Annotated in this window: 16 protein-coding genes and 1 pseudogene; 11 read left to right on the top strand and 6 right to left on the bottom strand. The window is 72.1% G+C overall.

Annotation, left to right across the window (positions count from 1 at the left end; translation table 11 throughout):
* Window positions 1-155: 155 nt before the first annotated feature.
* Complete coding sequence (locus tag IEY17_RS24200) at window positions 156-521, bottom strand: HesB/IscA family protein (RefSeq protein WP_188991651.1); 366 nt, start codon at window positions 519-521, stop codon at window positions 156-158.
* A gap of 216 nt (window positions 522-737) precedes the next feature.
* Here IEY17_RS24200 and IEY17_RS24195 point away from each other — a divergent pair, with 216 nt between their 5' ends.
* The 4 genes from IEY17_RS24195 to cobS all read left to right on the top strand — a co-directional run bounded on the left by IEY17_RS24195 (window position 738) and on the right by cobS (window position 3,843).
* The gene (locus IEY17_RS24195) at window positions 738-1,376 is read left to right on the top strand and encodes a DUF3043 domain-containing protein (RefSeq protein ID WP_188991649.1); all 639 of its coding nucleotides are present in this window, start codon (window positions 738-740) and stop codon (window positions 1,374-1,376) included.
* Between the two features lie 99 nt (window positions 1,377-1,475).
* A complete protein-coding gene (gene cobU, locus IEY17_RS24190; RefSeq protein WP_188991647.1) occupies window positions 1,476-2,018 on the top strand; it encodes a bifunctional adenosylcobinamide kinase/adenosylcobinamide-phosphate guanylyltransferase in 543 nt (180 codons plus the stop codon).
* A gap of 20 nt (window positions 2,019-2,038) precedes the next feature.
* Complete coding sequence (gene cobT, locus IEY17_RS24185) at window positions 2,039-3,112, top strand: nicotinate-nucleotide--dimethylbenzimidazole phosphoribosyltransferase (protein WP_188991645.1); 1,074 nt, start codon at window positions 2,039-2,041, stop codon at window positions 3,110-3,112.
* 2 nt (window positions 3,113-3,114) lie between these two features.
* Window positions 3,115-3,843, top strand: coding sequence for an adenosylcobinamide-GDP ribazoletransferase (gene cobS, locus IEY17_RS24180; protein ID WP_188991697.1), 729 nt, complete (start codon window positions 3,115-3,117; stop codon window positions 3,841-3,843).
* A gap of 112 nt (window positions 3,844-3,955) precedes the next feature.
* On the opposite strand, the gene IEY17_RS24175 is transcribed toward cobS, so the two are convergent.
* The gene (locus IEY17_RS24175; RefSeq protein WP_188991643.1) at window positions 3,956-5,059 is read right to left on the bottom strand and encodes a branched-chain amino acid aminotransferase; all 1,104 of its coding nucleotides are present in this window, start codon (window positions 5,057-5,059) and stop codon (window positions 3,956-3,958) included.
* A gap of 156 nt (window positions 5,060-5,215) precedes the next feature.
* Between IEY17_RS24175 and IEY17_RS24170 the strand changes: the two genes are divergently transcribed.
* Window positions 5,216-5,506, top strand: a complete 291-nt coding sequence (locus tag IEY17_RS24170; protein ID WP_188991641.1) for a hypothetical protein — start codon at window positions 5,216-5,218, stop codon at window positions 5,504-5,506.
* Window positions 5,507-5,551: 45 nt separating this feature from the next.
* Here the strand turns inward: IEY17_RS24170 and IEY17_RS24165 are convergent, their stop codons facing one another.
* Both IEY17_RS24165 and IEY17_RS24160 read right to left on the bottom strand, forming a co-directional pair.
* Window positions 5,552-6,226: a ribonuclease FAU-1 family protein gene (locus tag IEY17_RS24165; RefSeq protein WP_188991638.1), complete on the bottom strand. Its 675-nt coding sequence runs from the start codon at window positions 6,224-6,226 to the stop codon at window positions 5,552-5,554.
* 8 nt (window positions 6,227-6,234) lie between these two features.
* Window positions 6,235-7,476 (bottom strand): APC family permease, encoded by a 1,242-nt coding sequence (locus IEY17_RS24160; protein WP_188991636.1) that lies wholly within the window; start codon window positions 7,474-7,476, stop codon window positions 6,235-6,237.
* A gap of 200 nt (window positions 7,477-7,676) precedes the next feature.
* On the opposite strand from IEY17_RS24160, the gene IEY17_RS24155 reads away from it, so the two are divergent.
* Both IEY17_RS24155 and IEY17_RS24150 read left to right on the top strand, forming a co-directional pair.
* Complete coding sequence (locus tag IEY17_RS24155) at window positions 7,677-9,170, top strand: leucyl aminopeptidase (RefSeq protein WP_188991634.1); 1,494 nt, start codon at window positions 7,677-7,679, stop codon at window positions 9,168-9,170.
* A 123-nt stretch (window positions 9,171-9,293) separates the two neighbouring features.
* Complete coding sequence (locus IEY17_RS24150) at window positions 9,294-9,794, top strand: OsmC family protein (protein ID WP_188991632.1); 501 nt, start codon at window positions 9,294-9,296, stop codon at window positions 9,792-9,794.
* Between the two features lie 7 nt (window positions 9,795-9,801).
* Here IEY17_RS24150 and IEY17_RS24145 read toward each other — a convergent pair whose 3' ends face one another.
* Complete coding sequence (locus tag IEY17_RS24145) at window positions 9,802-10,137, bottom strand: oxidoreductase (RefSeq protein ID WP_188991630.1); 336 nt, start codon at window positions 10,135-10,137, stop codon at window positions 9,802-9,804.
* 244 nt (window positions 10,138-10,381) lie between these two features.
* Here IEY17_RS24145 and lpdA point away from each other — a divergent pair, with 244 nt between their 5' ends.
* The 3 genes from lpdA (at window position 10,382) to lipB (ending at window position 14,408) form a co-directional block, all read left to right on the top strand.
* Window positions 10,382-11,752 (top strand): dihydrolipoyl dehydrogenase, encoded by a 1,371-nt coding sequence (lpdA, locus tag IEY17_RS24140; RefSeq protein WP_188991628.1) that lies wholly within the window; start codon window positions 10,382-10,384, stop codon window positions 11,750-11,752.
* A 53-nt stretch (window positions 11,753-11,805) separates the two neighbouring features.
* A complete protein-coding gene (sucB, locus tag IEY17_RS24135) occupies window positions 11,806-13,458 on the top strand; it encodes a 2-oxoglutarate dehydrogenase, E2 component, dihydrolipoamide succinyltransferase (protein ID WP_188991626.1) in 1,653 nt (550 codons plus the stop codon).
* Between the two features lie 203 nt (window positions 13,459-13,661).
* Entirely contained in the window at window positions 13,662-14,408 is a 747-nt protein-coding gene (gene lipB, locus IEY17_RS24130; protein ID WP_188991624.1) for a lipoyl(octanoyl) transferase LipB, read from the top strand.
* A 574-nt stretch (window positions 14,409-14,982) separates the two neighbouring features.
* Here lipB and IEY17_RS24125 read toward each other — a convergent pair.
* Window positions 14,983-15,927 (bottom strand): LLM class F420-dependent oxidoreductase, encoded by a 945-nt coding sequence (locus IEY17_RS24125; protein WP_188991622.1) that lies wholly within the window; start codon window positions 15,925-15,927, stop codon window positions 14,983-14,985.
* A 242-nt stretch (window positions 15,928-16,169) separates the two neighbouring features.
* On the opposite strand from IEY17_RS24125, the pseudogene IEY17_RS24120 reads away from it, so the two are divergent.
* A pseudogene (locus IEY17_RS24120) lies at window positions 16,170-16,295 on the top strand (lipoyl synthase); the annotation flags it as partial.

Here is a 16,295-nt window from a genome sequence, read left to right as displayed (position 1 = left end):
CCGGCTTCGACCAGTCGTTCGGCGACGACGACCCGCCCCTGCGCGACGGTGCCCCGCCGAGGCCGGCGCTTGCGCGGCGGCCCGAACCGTCCTGAACAGCGAGAAGGCCGGCACCCCGCGGGTGCCGGCCTTCGGCCAGATCGGTGCGCGCCTGATCAGTGGAACGAGTCGCCGCAGGCGCACGAACCGCCCGCGTTCGGGTTGTCGATCGTGAAACCCTGCTTCTCGATGGAGTCGACGAAGTCGATCACCGCGCCCTCCAGGTACGGGGCGCTCATCCGGTCGACGACCACACCGAGGCCACCGAAGTCCCGCCGCGCGTCGCCGTCGAGGGTGCGCTCGTCGAAGAAGAGCTGGTAGCGAAGACCCGCGCAGCCCCCCGGCTGGACGGCGATGCGCAGGTTCATGTCGTCGCGACCCTCCTGCTCCAGCAGGGCCTTGGCCTTCTTGGCCGCCGCGTCGGTCAACGTGACACCGTGGGCCGGCGCCTCGCTCTCGGTCGTGGTGTTCGGGGCGGTCATGGACTCTCCCTAGAGGTCTCGCTCGTCCGATTCCGGCGTGGGGTGCAACCCCACACGGACCCGGGCTATTCCCGCGGGCGGACCCGGGGACGGGTGGTTGTCTGCTCCAACCCATGGTGGCACAGTTGTCCGGCCAGCTGGTGTGACGTGGCGAGCGAGGTCCGATCCACCTGGTCTGGTGCAGGCGCGGGGCGTGGCGTCGAATACCCTGGAGGAGTGAGGTTCCTTCGCCGCAGCAGCGCTGAGCAGACCGCCACCGCGGAGTCCGAGACCGAAACTGCCCAGTCCACGGCGGAGCACGCGCCCGGCCGCACGCCCAAGAAGGGCCGGCCGACGCCGAAGCGGCGGGACGCCGAAGGTCGGCGGCGCGGTCCGGTGCCGCCCCCACCCCAGACCCAACGCGAGGCGATCAAGCGGGCCCGCGGCAACAAGGAGGAGCGCCGCCGGGCCGCCCGCGAGCGCCGCGAGCGGATGATGCAGGGCGACGACCGCTACCTGATGCCCCGCGACAAGGGTCCGGTGCGCGCCTACGTCCGCGACCTCGTCGACACCCGGCGGCACCTGATGGGCCTGTTCATGCCCCTGGTGCTGGTCGTGTTCGCCACCACCCTGGTGCAGAACCTGGTGGTGCAGCAGTACGCGACGCTGGTGTGCCTGGCGATGCTGATCATGATGGCCGTCGAGGGCACCCTGCTGGGTCGCTACGTCAACCGGCGGGTCCGCGCGAAGTTCCCGGATGCCAAGGACCGCCCGTTCTCCCTGGGCTGGTACGCCTTCACCCGGGCCATGCAGATCCGCAAGCTCCGGGTCCCCCGCCCCCGCTACACCCCGAAGGACATCGCCAAGGTCGGCTGACGGCGATCCCGGTCACACCGGGTCGTGCGGGATTGATCCGCCGCCTGCGGCTGCGGGTAGCGTCTGCGCGACGTCGTCTGCAGCAGCGGAGGTTCGGTGGTGGCATCGCGAACGCTGGTGCTCGGCGGTGCCCGGTCCGGCAAGTCCGCGCACGCCGAGGGCCTGGTGGCGGAGTCCGCGCGGGTCACCTACGTCGCCACCGCGCGGCAGGACCCCGCGGACCGCGAGTGGGCGCAGCGGATCGCCGCGCACGTCGCCCGTCGCCCCGCGCACTGGCGCACGGTCGAGGCCGCCGGTGACGACCTGCGGCGGGCGCTGGAGACCGCCGAACCCGGTGCGACCGTGCTGGTCGACGACGTCGCGACCTGGCTGACCGGGGTGCTCGACGACGCCGCGGCCTGGGAGCGGGATCCGGTCGCGCTCGACGCGGTCGCCGGGTGCTGCACGGCGCTGGTCGACGCGGTGGCGCGCTGCTCGGCGCGGTTGGTGCTGGTCTCCGCCGAGGTCGGCCTCGGAGTCGTCCCGGCCACCCGCTCTGGCAGATTGTTCCGCGACGAACTCGGCGCGCTCAACGCGCGGCTCGCCGACGCGTGCGACGAGGTCGTCCTGCTCGTCGCCGGGCAACCGCTCCGGCTGCGCTGACCCGACACGGAGGTTTTCCCTTGACCACGATCAGCTTCCCGGCGGTGCCCGCACCCGACGAGCAGGCCGGGCGGCAGGCGGTCGCCCGGCAGGAGCAGCTGACCAAGCCGGTCGGTTCCCTGGGTCGCCTGGAGGAGCTGGGGGTCTGGGTCGCCGCCCGGCAGGGCGTCTCCCCGCCGCGCCCGTTCGCCCGGCCGCGGGTGGTCGTGTTCGCCGGGGACCACGGCATCGCCGCGCACGGCGTGTCGGCCTACCCGCCCGAGGTCACCGCGCAGATGGTCGGGAACTTCCTCAGCGGCGGCGCGGCGGTGAACGTGCTGGCCGCCAACGCGGGCGCGACGATCCGCGTGGTGGACCTGGCCGTGAACGCCGACACCCCGCCGGTGGTCAGCGCGCGCAAGGTGCGCCGCGGGTCCGGGTCGATCGACCGGGAGGACGCCCTCACCCAGGCCGAGGTGGAGGCGGCGATCAGCGCCGGGCGCGCCATCGCCGACGAGGAGGTCGACTCCGGGGCCGATCTGCTGATCGCCGGTGACATGGGCATCGGCAACACCACCCCGGCGGCGGTGCTGATCGCGGCGCTGACCGGCACCGAACCGGTCGCGGTCGTGGGCCGCGGCACCGGCATCGACGACACCGCCTGGATGCGCAAGACCGCCGCGATCCGCGACGCGCTGCGCCGCGCCCGCACGGTGCTGAACGACCCGGTGGCGCTGCTGCGCACCTCCGCCGGGGCCGACATCGCCGGGCTGACCGGGTTCCTGGCGCAGGCGGCGGTGCGGCGCACCCCGGTGCTGCTGGACGGGGTCGTGGTGGGCGCGGCGGCGCTGGTGGCCGAGGAGCTCGCCCCCGGCGCGCGGCAGTGGTGGCTGGCCGGGCACCGCTCCGCCGAGCCGGGCGCGCCGCTGGTGCTGGACCACCTCGACCTCACCGCGATCCTCGACCTGGGCATGCGGTTGGGCGAGGGATCCGGCGCGTTGACGGCGCTGCCGGTGCTCACCGCCGCGGTGCGGGTGCTGGGTGAGATGGCCACCTTCGCCGAGGCCGGTGTCGCCGGGCCGACCGAGGCCGAGGCGAGCGGTCCGCGGCCGTGAGCCTGGACGGCCTGCGCCTGGCGGTGTCGTGGCTGAGCGTGCTGCCGGTGCCCGCGCGGCGCGTGGTGGACAGCACCTGTCGCCAGGCGATCTCGTTCGCCCCACTGGTCGGCGCCCTCATTGGCGGTATCGGCGCGCTCGTCCTGTGGGGGCTCACCGCCCTCGGTGCTCCCCCGCTGCTGGCGGGGCTGCTCGTGGTGGCGGTGCTGGTGCTGGTGACGCGCGGCATGCACGTGGACGGCCTGGCGGACACCGTGGACGGGCTGGGCTGCTACGGCCCGCCGGAACGCGCATTGGCCGTGATGCGCGACGGCGGTGCCGGGCCGTTCGCCGTGGTGGCGCTGGTGCTGGTGCTGGGCGTCCAGGCGGCCAGCCTCGCGGCGTTGACGCACGACCCGCTCGTGCTGGTGCTGGCGTGCGCGGTCGGCCGCGCGGGTTTCGTGCTGTGCTGCCGCGAGGGAGTTCCGGCGGCTCGTGCGGAAGGCATGGGCGCGCTGGTGGCGGGCAGTCAACCAACGTGGCTGGTGGCGGCGTGGTGGCTGGCGCTGTTCGCGGTCTCGTTCGCCGCCGGCTGGCCCGCCGCACTGTCGGTGCTGCTCGCCGCGGCGGCGCTGCTGGCGCTCACCCGGCACGTGCGGCGGCGCTTCGGCGGCATCACCGGCGACGTGCTCGGCGCGGCCTCGGAACTGGCCACCACCACTGTCCTGGCCACGGCCGCAGTCGCCGCCTGACCCCACCACCGGCCGGGCCCTGCACCGGGTGAAGGCCCTCATCCGCTCGCCAGGTGACACGAGAGGAGGGCACCTTCGACTCGGCCGCAGGTGGTGCCCCCGGTCCAGGACGTCAGCTGAGCTTCGTCATCCAGCCGTGGGTGTCGGCGACCGCGCCGTGCTGGATGCCCGTGAGGCGCTCGCGGAGCTTCATCGTCACCTCGCCTGGCTGGCCGTCGGCCACCGTGAACTCGCCGTCGCGGTGCCTGACGTGGCCCACCGGGGTGATCACCGCGGCCGTGCCGCAGGCGAAGACCTCGGTCAGCTCCCCGGACGCGGCCTTCTTCTCCCACTCCTCGACGGTGATCCGCCGCTCCTCCACCTGCATGCCGAGCTCCCGGCCCAGCTCCAGCAGCGACGAGCGCGTCACCCCCGGCAGCAGGCTGCCACTGAGCGCCGGGGTCACCAGGCGGGCGTCGGAACCCGAACCGAACACGAAGAACAGGTTCATCCCGCCCATCTCCTCGACCACGCGGCGCTCGCAGGCGTCCAGCCACACCACCTGGTCGCAGCCCTGCTCCACCGCCTGGGCCTGGGCGAGGAACGACGCCGCGTAGTTGCCCGCGAACTTCGCCGCACCGGTGCCACCCGGCGCCGCGCGCACGTACTCGTGGCTCAGCCACACGGTGACCGGCTTGACGCCGCTGGCGAAGTACGAACCGGCCGGGGAGGCGATCAGCGTGTACAGGTAGGCGTTGGACGGGTGGTTCACACCGAGGCCGACCTCGGTGGAGATCATGAACGGCCGCAGGTACAGCGAGCTCTCCTCGGCGTCCGGGACCCAGGCGCCGTCAACAGCGATCAGTTCGCGCAGCGACGCCAGGAACAGCTCCTCGGGCAGCTCCGCCATCGCGATCCGCTGCGCCGAGCGCCGGAAGCGCCGGGCGTTCTCCTCCGGGCGGAACGCCGCGATCGACCCGTCCGGCTGGCGGTACGCCTTGAGCCCTTCGAAGATCGCCTGCGCGTAGTGCAGCACGGACGTGGCCGGGTCCAGCTCCAGCGAGTGGTACGGCTCGACGCGGGCGTCGTGCCAACCGCGCTGCTCGGTCCACCGAATGGTCACCATGTGGTCGGTGAAGAACCGTCCGAACCCGGGATTCGCCAGTACCTCCGCGCGGCGCTCCGCGGAGGCCGGTTGCGGGTTGGGGGTCCGGGTGAAAGACAGCGCCTCAGTCATGCGCGTACCGTATCGCGCGCCTGAGAGCAGTGGAAACCGGATCTCCAGAACTTGGTCGTCCAAATATCCGGTGTCCGCCCACTCAGTGCTGAAGCACCACCACTGATCGTGACCGCGACACGCTCGGCCCGGGCTCTTGCCACCTATGATGTGACCATGACCAACGCCCACAACGCACCGGTCGGCCCCACCACACCGGCGCAGGACGCGCTCGCCGCGACCATGGCGGCGCTGATGCCGCTGGGCGGTGGGCTGCTGCTGATGCTCGGTTACGCGTGGCTCGGGATCTTCGGCCTGGTCCTGGGGGTGGCCGGTGCCGCCGGGTGGGCGTTCCACTGGCGGAACAAACACGGGGCGTTCTTCCCCAAGGACCTGCGCGGCGGCTCCGTCGGCGGATTCGGCGCGCTCGTCGCGATCATCGGCTTCCTGCTGTTCGTCTCGCTGTGACGCGTGAGTGACCGCCGTGCGGGCGACGACCACTCACGCATTCGTTCAGATCTGCAGCAGTCCCTCCGGGAGGGACGGCAGCGCCCACTTCGGATCCGGCCGGGCGTCGCAGTAGGAACCGTCGAACGGGAACCGGCCGGCCTCAGCCAGCCCGATCATGTGCTCGCCCTCGGCGCGCAACCGGTTCAGGTGCGCCCGGGTGAAGCGACCGGCCGCGATCGCGGTGGCCACCTCGTCCTCGTCCTTCCAGGACCAGGTGCCGTCCGGGAGGACCTCGACGTCGAGCACGCCGTCGACGCGCCGGACCCCGAGCGAATCCCGGCCCAGCGGCACCTCCAGGTTCACGTACCAGTTGCGGAAGGTGCCGTCCGGTTCGAAGAACCACCACACCGACGCCCAGCGGTGCTCGTACACCAGGCGCAGCGTCGAGGTACTGCGCCAGGTCGACCGTGCGGGCACCCGTGGACCGTTGAAGCGCTCGAACAGCGGCATCTGGCGCGGGGACCGGCCGTCCGGCGACGTGGTCGTCCGGATCGGAGTTCCGGCCAGCACCCAGCACAGCAGCTGGTCGCCGTCGTCCTCGACGACCCGTGCCGGGTGGACGTTGCCGAGGGAGCCGTCCAGCCGCCAGAAGCTGTAGAGCACTTCCTCGCCGGGCGCCCACTTCGGCAGATCGTGAGTGGATTTCAGGGATAGGTTGCCGACACTTGAGTTCCGCATGTCCCGCCTCATCTCCAGCGACGGGACACACCTCCCGTCGCCAAAGGACCGACTACAACGACAACAAGCGTCGCAAGCATCGCAGAAATCGGCATACTCATCGCAAGAACGACCGAAAGTCCCATGCCCAGGCAGGCACCTCGCATCGGCCAAGCAGGACCGTCGGACAGCAGCAGCCGAGCCCCGGCGTTGGCGAGCGCGTGGTGCACCAGCAGGCAGCAGGACGCAAAGGCCATGGCCGGGATCGGGTCGACCAGCAGCGCGACGGCCGCGGCCGCCACCCCGGCCACGAGGTCGAGCAGGTACGGCGTTCCGGCACCGCCGGTGCGCCCGAGCAGCTGCGGCAGGTCGCCGTCGCGCACCACGGCCAACGCGGTCGAGCGGAACGACTCCACCGCGGCAAGCAGCACCGGCAGCAGCGCCACGGCCGCACCCACGCCCACCAGCGGGGCGAGGTCGGCTGCCGCGGCAGCGCCGAGCACATCGCGAATCGGCGTCGGCGACAGCGCCAACCGGGACCAGCCGAGCTGGTGCACCAGCGCGGCATCGACCACCAGCAGCACGACCGCGACCACGACCAGCGCGGCGGCGGTTCCCCGCTTCACCACCGCCCAGCGGAAGCGCTCCTGCTCGTCGGCGGGCGCGGTCAGCCGCTCGAAACCGAGGAACGCGAAAAACAGCATCCCGGCCGCACCGGTGATCCCCACCGCGCTGTCCACGGGTGCCGCGCCGACGGGCATCGGCGGCACCGGGTCGATCGCGAAGCAGATGACCACGACCAGGCCGAGCACCACCAACGTCAACGCGATCCAGAGCCAGGCAGCCGCTCCCCTGATCCGCAGCCCGGCCGTCGCGGCGAGCACCACCAGCAGCACCGCCGCCGCAGCGACCTGGGAGGCGGCGGTGGGCAGGACGAAGTCGCCGAGGACACGGGCGATCGCGGCGAGCGCGGCGACCTGCCCGGCCAGGAACGCGCTGGCGCCGATGCGCGCCGGGAGAAGACCCATCCGCGCGCGCACGCAGGCATACGCCGCACCGGGCCCACGGTAGGCCGAGGACTGGAACGCGCTCGACGACGCCGCGCACACCGCGGCCAGCAAGGCGATCGCCGCACCGAGCACCGACCACGGCCCCGCCGCGGCCGCGGCCGGAGCCAGGCCCGTGAAGACACCGGCACCGAGCATCCCGCCCAACGCCAGCGGAACCGCACCAGCACCCAGCCGACTGCTCGGTTCAACCTGTCGGGCCACACGACCACCCTTGCAGAGGAACTTCCGGCCGGGCAGCCGCCTGTCGGCTGACGCACCGCGACCACCCGCCAGCGTAACGACGGCCCGGCGGAAATCCCGACGCGCCGACCGACGTCCTGGTCGGTTTCCCCTCCGCACGGCGTTCTAGAGTGCGAGGAGACTGCAGCTGACACGGCGGCCCCTACCGGGAGGATGACCACGTGACGACCCCGAAACTCGCCCTCACCGACACCGCGGTGACCAAGCTCGCCGTGGACACGCTCGTCGTCGGCACCGTTCAGGGCGCGGACGGCCTGGAACTGGCCCCGGGGGCCGAGCCGGTCGCCGCCGCCTACGACGGCGACCTGGTGCAGGTGCTCACCTCGCTGGGGGCGAGCGGCAAGGCCGAGGAGGTCGTCAAGCTCCCCGCCAGCGGGAAGCTGCGCGCGTGTGTCCTGCTGGCCGTCGGCCTGGGCAAGCCAGGCGACGGCGGCGCGGTCACCGCCGAGGCCGTGCGCCGCGCGTCCGGTGCCGCCGCGCGCGCCCTGACCGGTGTCGAGCACGCGGCGACCACGCTGTCCACGTCAGAGCTGTCGGCGGCCGTGCAGGGCACGGTGATGGGCGCCTACGGGTTCACCCGGTACAAGTCGAACTCCGGCGACGACCCGGTGGCCCAGGTGGACTTCGTGGTCGACGACGCCAAGGCGGACGGCGCCGCGCACGCCCTCAAGGGAGCCACCGCGATCGCCGAGGCGGTCAACACCGCCCGCGACTTCGTCAACACCGCGCCCAACGACCTGTACCCGGCCACCTTCGCCGAGCGCGCCGCCGAACTCGGCCGCGCCGCCGGGCTGGAGGTCGAGGTGCTCGACGAGCAGGCGCTGCGCAAGCAGGGCTTCGGCGGCATCCTCGGCGTCGGCGCCGGCTCCTCACGCCCGCCGCGGCTGGTGCGGATGCGGCACAAGGGCCCCAGGGCCGCCAAGAAGGTCGCGCTGGTCGGCAAGGGCATCACGTTCGACACCGGCGGCATCTCGCTCAAGCCGGGCCAGGGCATGGAGGAGATGACCTCCGACATGTCCGGTGCGGCCGCGGTGATCGCCACCATGGTGCTGGCCGCCCGGCTGAACTACCCGCTGGACATCACCGCCACCGTGCCGATGGCCGAGAACATGCCGTCGGGCACCGCCTACCGGCCCGGCGACGTGCTGACCATGTACGGCGGCAAGACCGTCGAGGTGCTCAACACCGACGCCGAGGGCCGGCTGATCCTGGTCGACGCCATCACCCGCGCCTGCGAGGACGAGCCCGACTATCTGATCGAGACCTCCACGCTGACCGGCGCCCAGGTGGTGGCGCTGGGCAAGCGCACCCCCGGTGTGATGGGCAGCGACGAGTTCCGGGACCGGGTGGCGCGGCTGTCGCAGGCCGTGGGCGAGGGAGGCTGGCCGATGCCGCTGCCCGAGGAGCTGCGCGGCGACCTGGACTCCAAGCTCGCCGACCTGGCCAACATCACCGGCCACCGCTGGGGCGGCATGCTCGCCGCGGGCGTGTTCCTCCAGGAGTTCGTGGCCGACGGCGTGCAGTGGGCGCACCTGGACATCGCGGGCCCGGCCTACAACAACAGCAGCCCGTGGGGCTACACCCCCAAGGGCGGCACCGGCGTCCCGGTCCGCACCCTGGCCGCCGTGCTGGCCGACATCGCCGACCGGGGTTGATGCGCCGATCAGGCGAGGCCGACCGGGCATGGTGAGCAGCGCCGCTCCGCCGCGGGGGCGTATTCGTGATCCGAACCGCAGGAGGATCACCAAACCTCCGCGGCGGAGTGCCACGATGGATTGATGACCGAACCGAAACCGGCCGCTCCCCGAGCGGCGCGGCACGACTACCAGGTCGACGTGGTGTGGACCGGCAACACCGGCCAGGGCACCAGTTCGTACCGCAGCTACAAGCGCACCCACGAGGTGCGAGCGGCGGGCAAGGACTCCATCAATGCCTCGGCGGACCCGGTGTTCCGCGGCGACGCCGACCGCTACAACCCGGAAGAACTGCTGGTCGCCTCGCTGTCGCAGTGCCACATGCTGTGGTTTCTGCACCTGGCCGCGGACTGCGGCGTGGTGGTCACCGGCTACCGCGACCACGCCCGCGGGGTGCTGTTGGAGAACGCCGACGGCACCGGCCAGTTCACGGAGGTCGTGCTGTCCCCGGAGGTCACGGTGGCCGACCGCGCCAGCGTCGACGTGGCCGAGGCGCTGCACGAACGCGCGCACGAGCTCTGCTACATCGCCCGGTCAGTGACCTTCCCGGTCACCTGCTCACCGACCACGCGGATCGCGAACTGAGGCGCCCTCAGCCATCGGCGGCGCGCCGGTCCCGCTCCCGCAGGATCCGCTGCCGGGCCTGGTAGTCGCGGTACCGCTGGGGGTAGCCGACCTTGGCGACCTCGTAGCACGGGATGCCAAGCTGGCGGGCCAGCCGGAACGCCGCCGCCGGGCCGTCCACCCGCCGCCGGGTCCACTCCCCGTCGTGCGCGATGAGCATCAACGTCGTCTCGGTGACGGTGGTCCGGGGCTCCAGGTAGCCCTCCACGCCGCGGTGTCGGCCCGCCCACTCCACGAGGTGCCGGACGTCGGCCGAACCGTCCCCGCGTCCCCGCCGCCGACGCCACCGATCGAACAGGCCCACCGCACTCGCCTCCCGTCACGGGGATGGAAACCGCAGCCGACCGCGATGATGCCACCACCCGCATGGGTTAGGTGTGAAGAACCGATCACCGGTCCACTGTTGATCCCCGCGAAGTGCAGCACAGATCACCCGGCCCACGTCGCGTCGTCCCATCGTGTGGTGACAAGATGGCTCCCAGGTGCCCGTGACCTCCGGGTCCGGCGGTGCCCACAGCGAGTCAACGATGCCTGTCGAGGAGTGCGAAGTGACCGACACGTCCGCCGATCTGGTCGTTCTCGGCGGCGGTTCGGGCGGCTACGCCTGCGCCTTCCGCGCGGCCGAGCTCGGCCTGTCCGTCGTCCTTATTGAAAAGGACAAGCTCGGTGGTACCTGCCTGCACCGAGGTTGCATCCCGACCAAGGCGCTGCTGCACGCCGCGGAGGTGGCCGACGCCGCCCGCGACGCCGACCAGTTCGGGGTGCGCGCCGCCCTCGACGGCATCGACATCGACGGCGTCAACAAGTACAAGGACGGCATCATCGCGGGCCTGTACAAGGGGCTGCAGGGCCTGGCGAAGGCGCACAAGGTAACCCTGGTGGAGGGCGCGGGCACCCTGGTCGACGCCAACACCGTCGAGGTCGACGGCACCCGCTACACCGGCAAGAACGTGGTGCTGGCCACCGGCTCGTACTCCAAGACCCTGCCCGGCCTGGAGCTCGGCGGCCGGATCATCACCAGCGAGCAGGCACTGAACCTCGACTTCGTCCCGAACAAGGTCGTCGTGCTCGGCGGCGGCGTGATCGGCGTGGAGTTCGCCAGCGTGTGGCGCTCCTTCGGCGCCGACGTGACCATCGTCGAGGCGCTGCCGCACCTGGTGCCCAACGAGGACGAGTTCATCTCCAAGCGGCTGGAGCGGGCGTTCCGCCGGCGCGGCATCACGTTCAAGACCGGCGTGAAGTTCACCGGCGCCCAGCAGACCGACGACGGCGTGTCGGTGAGCCTGGAGAACGGCGAGAGCTACGACGCCGACGTGCTGCTGGTGGCGGTGGGCCGCGGCCCGAACACCGCCGGGCACGGCTTCGAGGAGGCCGGCGTGCACCTGGAACGCGGGTTCGTCCGCACCGACGAGCGGCTGCGCACCAACCTGCCGGGCGTCTACGCCGTCGGCGACATCGTGCCGGGCCTGCAGCTGGCGCACCGCGGCTTCCAGCAGGGCATCTTCATCGCCGAGGACATCGCCGGGCTCAACCCGCAGCCCATCGACGAGGCGGGCATCCCGCGCGTCACCTACTGCCACCCCGAGGTCGCCTCCGTCGGCCTGACCGAGGCCGCGGCCAAGGAGCAGTACGGCTCGGTGGAGACCTTCACCTACGACCTGGCCGGCAACGGCAAGAGCCAGATCCTCAAGACCCAAGGCGCGGTCAAGCTGGTCCGCGTCACCGACGGCCCGGTGGTCGGCCTGCACCTGGTCGGCGACCGCGTCGGTGAACTCATCGGCGAGGCGCAGCTGATCTATAACTGGGAGGCACTGCCGGAGGACGTGGCCCCGCTGGTGCACGCCCACCCCACCCAGACCGAAGCCCTGGGCGAGGCCCACCTCGCCCTGGCCGGCAAGCCGCTGCACGTGCACGGCTGACGTCGGCGCACAGTCAGCCAGCACCCCGCCACACCACGAGGAGTCAGCAACAGATGGCCTTCTCCGTTCAGATGCCTGCCCTGGGCGAGAGCGTGACCGAGGGAACGATCACCCGGTGGCTCAAGCAGGAGGGCGAGACCGTCGAGGTCGACGAGCCCCTGCTGGAGGTCTCCACCGACAAGGTCGACACCGAGATCCCCTCGCCCGCCGCCGGTGTGCTCCAGCGCATCATCGCCCGGGAGGACGAGACCGTTGAGATCGGTGCCGAGCTCGCCGTGATCGGCGAGGCCGGTGAGGCAGCGGCGCCGGCCCCGTCCGCTCCCGCCGAGCAGCCCGCAGCGGAACCCGCGCCCGCGCAGCAGGAAGCCTCCCCGGCCGCCCCGTCCGGTGGCGCCGCCAAGGGCACCGACGTCACCATGCCCGCCCTGGGCGAGAGCGTCACCGAGGGCACCGTGACCCGGTGGCTGAAGCAGGTCGGCGACACCGTCGAGGTCGACGAGCCCCTGCTGGAGGTCTCCACCGACAAGGTCGACACCGAGATCCCCTCGCCGGTCGCCGGGACGCTGCTGGAGATCGCCGCCGGTGAGGACGAGACCGTCGAGGTCGGCGCGAAGCTGGCCGTGATCGGCGCTGCGGGCGCGGCCCCGGCCGCCGCTCCGCAACCGTCCGCCCCGGCTCCGGCCGCCCCGCCGGCTCCGGCTCCCACCGCCCCGGCCCCGGCCGAGCAGGCGGCACCGACCACCACGCCGTACGTCACGCCGCTGGTGCGCAAGCTGGCCAACGAGCACGGCATCGACCTGTCCACCATCAAGGGCAGCGGTGTCGGCGGCCGGATTCGCAAGCAGGACGTGCAGGCCGCGATCGACGCCAAGAAGGCCGCCGCGGCAGCTCCGGCCCCGGCTCCGGCCGCCGCTGCTGCTCCGGCGGCTGCCGCGCCCAGCGCTCCGGCCACCGTGGTGGAGCCGTCGGAGGAGGCCAAGGCGCTGCGCGGCACCACGCAGAAGATGTCGCGCCTGCGGCAGCTGCTGGCCCGCCGGATGGTGGAGTCGCTGCAGACGGCCGCGCAGCTGACCACGGTCATCGAGGTCGACGTCACCCGGATCGCCCGGCTGCGGGAGCGCGCCAGGGCGAACTTCGAGGCGTCGGAGGGCGTCAAGCTGACGTTCCTGCCGTTCTTCGCCAAGGCCGCCGCCGAGGCGCTGAAGCTGCACCCGAAGCTGAACGCGTCGATCGACGAGGAGAACAAGCAGGTCATCTACCACGGTGCCGAGCACCTGTCGATCGCGGTGGACACCGAGCGCGGCCTGGTCTCGCCGGTGATCCACAACGCTGGGGACCTCAACCTGGGCGGGCTGGCGCGCAAGATCGCCGACCTGGCCGCCCGCACCCGCAACAACAAGATCAAGCCCGACGAGCTGTCCGGTGGCACGTTCACCATCACCAACACCGGCAGCCGCGGTGCCCTGTTCGACACGCCGATCCTGAACCCGCCGCAGGTGGGCATGCTCGGCACGGGTGCGGTGGTGAAGCGTCCGGTCGTGGTCGCCGACGAGAACGGCGGTGACACGATCGCGATCCGCTCGATGGTGTACCTGGCGCTGTCCTACGACCACCGGCTGGTGGACGGCGCGGACGCGGCTCGCTTCCTGACCACGGTCAAGCAGCGGCTGGAGGAAGGCGCCTTCGAGGCCGACCTGGGTCTGTGACCGAGCGCTGAGGGCCCCTCCGACCACCCCGGCCGGAGGGGCCCTTCGCGTGCCGCGCCCCGAGCCCATTCCCAAGGCCGCGACCGGCCCCGCCACGGACGCCGGGACCCGGGTGGTGCTGCTGCGCACCGGCCCTCGGTGGGGCGGTCACCGGGTGCTGACCTTCGGGCGTCTGCCCTGGACAGCAGGCGTAGCCTGACCGCGTGAGTCGTGCCAACACTTCGTGCCGCGCATCCGCCGACCCCGTCGAGGTGCGCGACCTCGGAACCATCGATTACCTGTCCGCGTGGGACCTGCAGCGCGAGCTGGCCGGGGGACGCGCGGAGGGACAGAACCCGGACACCCTGCTGCTGCTGGAGCACCCGTCGGTGTACACGGCGGGCAAGCGCACCTCGCCGGAGGAGCGCCCGACGGACGGCACCCCGGTCATCGATGTGGACCGCGGCGGCAAGATCACCTGGCACGGCCCGGGGCAGATCGTCGGCTACCCGATCCTGAAGCTCGCCGAACCGATCGACGTGGTCGACTACGTGCGGCGCCTGGAGCAGGCGCTGATCTGGGTGTGTGACCAGTTCGGACTGGATGCGGGCCGGGTCGACGGACGCAGCGGGGTGTGGCTGCCCGCGGACGACACCCGGCCGGAGCGCAAGATCGCCGCGATCGGCATCCGGGTACAGCGCGGCGTCACGATGCACGGGCTGGAGCTGAACTGCAACGCCGACCTCAGGCACTTCGAGCGGATCGTGCCGTGCGGGATCAGCGACGCGGGCACCACGTCGCTGACCGCGGAGCTGGGCCGGGAGGTGACCGTGGCCGAGGCGATGCCGCTGGTCCGCAAGGGCGTGCTGGACGCGCTGGACGGGCGGCTGCCGGTGTCGGAGCGCAACATCCCGCGGCGCCAGCCGGCGGCGGCCGGGGTGACGTTGGCGTTGGACCCGAGCCTGCGCTGAGCGCCTGACAAACCGATCCCCACTCCTCTGGTATTCCGTAATTAGGGACTACCAGAGGGGCGGGAATCCTCGTCATCGACGACGGCCGCGGCCAGCACCTGCTGCACCGGCCGAACGCGGCCCAGCCGCTGGCCTCGGCCGTCAAGGTCGTGCACCTGGCGGCCTACGCGATCGCCGCTGCCGACGGGCTCCTGGACCCGCGGGAGCAGGTGCTGCTCGGCGACTGGGAGCGCTACTCCGTGCCGACCGACGGGGGCGCGCACGCCGCGTGCTTGAGCACCTGGGCATCCCCACCGACCACACCGGCCTGTACGCGGCGGACCCGGAGCGCCGCGTCACCTCAAGAGCCTGACAGCATGCGGCCTGGTGGAGCAGGACAAGCGCGGCTCCTACCGGCTCCGCCCGCAGGCGACGATCCGGCCCTGGTCCTGCTCACCGCCGCGTCCGACATCGCCGGCCAACTGCACCGCTGACCCAGCGCATCCGTCCACGTCGGAATCCCCGGCGCTGATGGTCGACGACCTGCGGGACTGCCCTGGAGGCGTGAGCTGCCGGGCGGGCCGCCCACGCCCGCTCACAGCTGCGGGGCGATCTCGCTGGCGACCAGGTCGAGGTGGTCGAGGTCGCCGAGGTCCAGCACCTGCAGGTAGAGCCGGGTGATGCCGGTGCGCTCGCGCCAGGTGCCGATCTTGTCGACCACTTCGGCCGGGGTCCCGGCCAGGCCGTTGGTGCGCAGTTCGCCGACCTCGCGGCCGATGGCGTCGGCGCGGCGGGCGATCTCCTCGTCGGTCCTGCCCACGCACAGCACCAGGGCTGCCGAACGCACGACCTCCGCGGGCTCGCGGCCGATCCGGGTGCATGCCTCGGCGACGCGCTCGAACTGCTCCGCGGCCGCCTCCAGGCTCGCGAACGGCAGGTTGAACTCGTCGGCGAAGCGCGCCGCCAGCTCCGGGGTGCGCTTCTTACCCAGCCCGCCGACCAGGACCGGCGGCCGCGGCCGCTGCACCGGTTTGGGCAGCGCGGGCGAGTCGGTGAGCTGGTAGTACCGGCCCTGGTAGGAGAAGCTCTCGCCGCGTGGGGTGTCCCAGAGACCGGTGATGATCTCGAGCTGCTCGGCGTAGCGGTCGAAGCGCTCCTTCAGCGGCGGGAACGGGATGCCGTAGGCGGTGTGCTCCTCCTCGTACCACCCGGTGCCAAGCCCGAACTCGACGCGGCCGCCGGACATCTGGTCGACCTGGGCGACCGCGATCGCCAGCGGGCCGGGCAGCCGGAAGGTGCCCGCGGTCATCAGCGTGCCCAACCGCAGCCGGGTGGTCTCGCGGGCCAGCCCGCCCAGCGTCACCCACGCGTCGGTCGGTCCGGGTTCACCGGTCCCCGAGCCCATCTTCAGGTAGTGGTCGGAGCGGAAGAACGCGTCGTAGCCGGTTTCCTCGGCCCGCTTGGCGACCCGCAGCAGATCGTCGTAGGTGGCGCCCTGCTGCGGTTCGGTGAAGATCCGGAGCTTGAACTGGTCGCTCATGATTGCCGAGGCTAACCGCGCCCCGGTGACATCGCCGCCGCCGATGTCCGGCCCACCGCACCCGAACCGTCCGCGAGCTCGCCGCCACGGCCGAGGAGTATGCCCGCTGTGATCGACGCGACTTCAGCACATCCCTACCACGAGTAGCTTTCGACTATGGCGAGGTGAACCGCAGCGACCACCCGCGGGTGAGCGGTCTCACCATTTCGGACCACCCGAGGGCAAGGCGTAGCCTGGGCGGCGTGACTGTGGCGCCGGAGGGTCGCAAGCTGTTGCGGTTGGAGGCCCGTAACAGCCAGACCCCGATCGAGAAGAAACCGTCCTGGATCAAGACCCGCGCGCGGATGGGACCGGAATACCAGCACCTG

The organism is Saccharopolyspora thermophila, from assembly GCF_014646075.1.
GTDB classification, from domain to species: Bacteria; Actinomycetota; Actinomycetes; order Mycobacteriales; family Pseudonocardiaceae; genus Saccharopolyspora; species Saccharopolyspora thermophila.
This window is presented reverse-complemented; position numbering and strand designations above follow the sequence as displayed.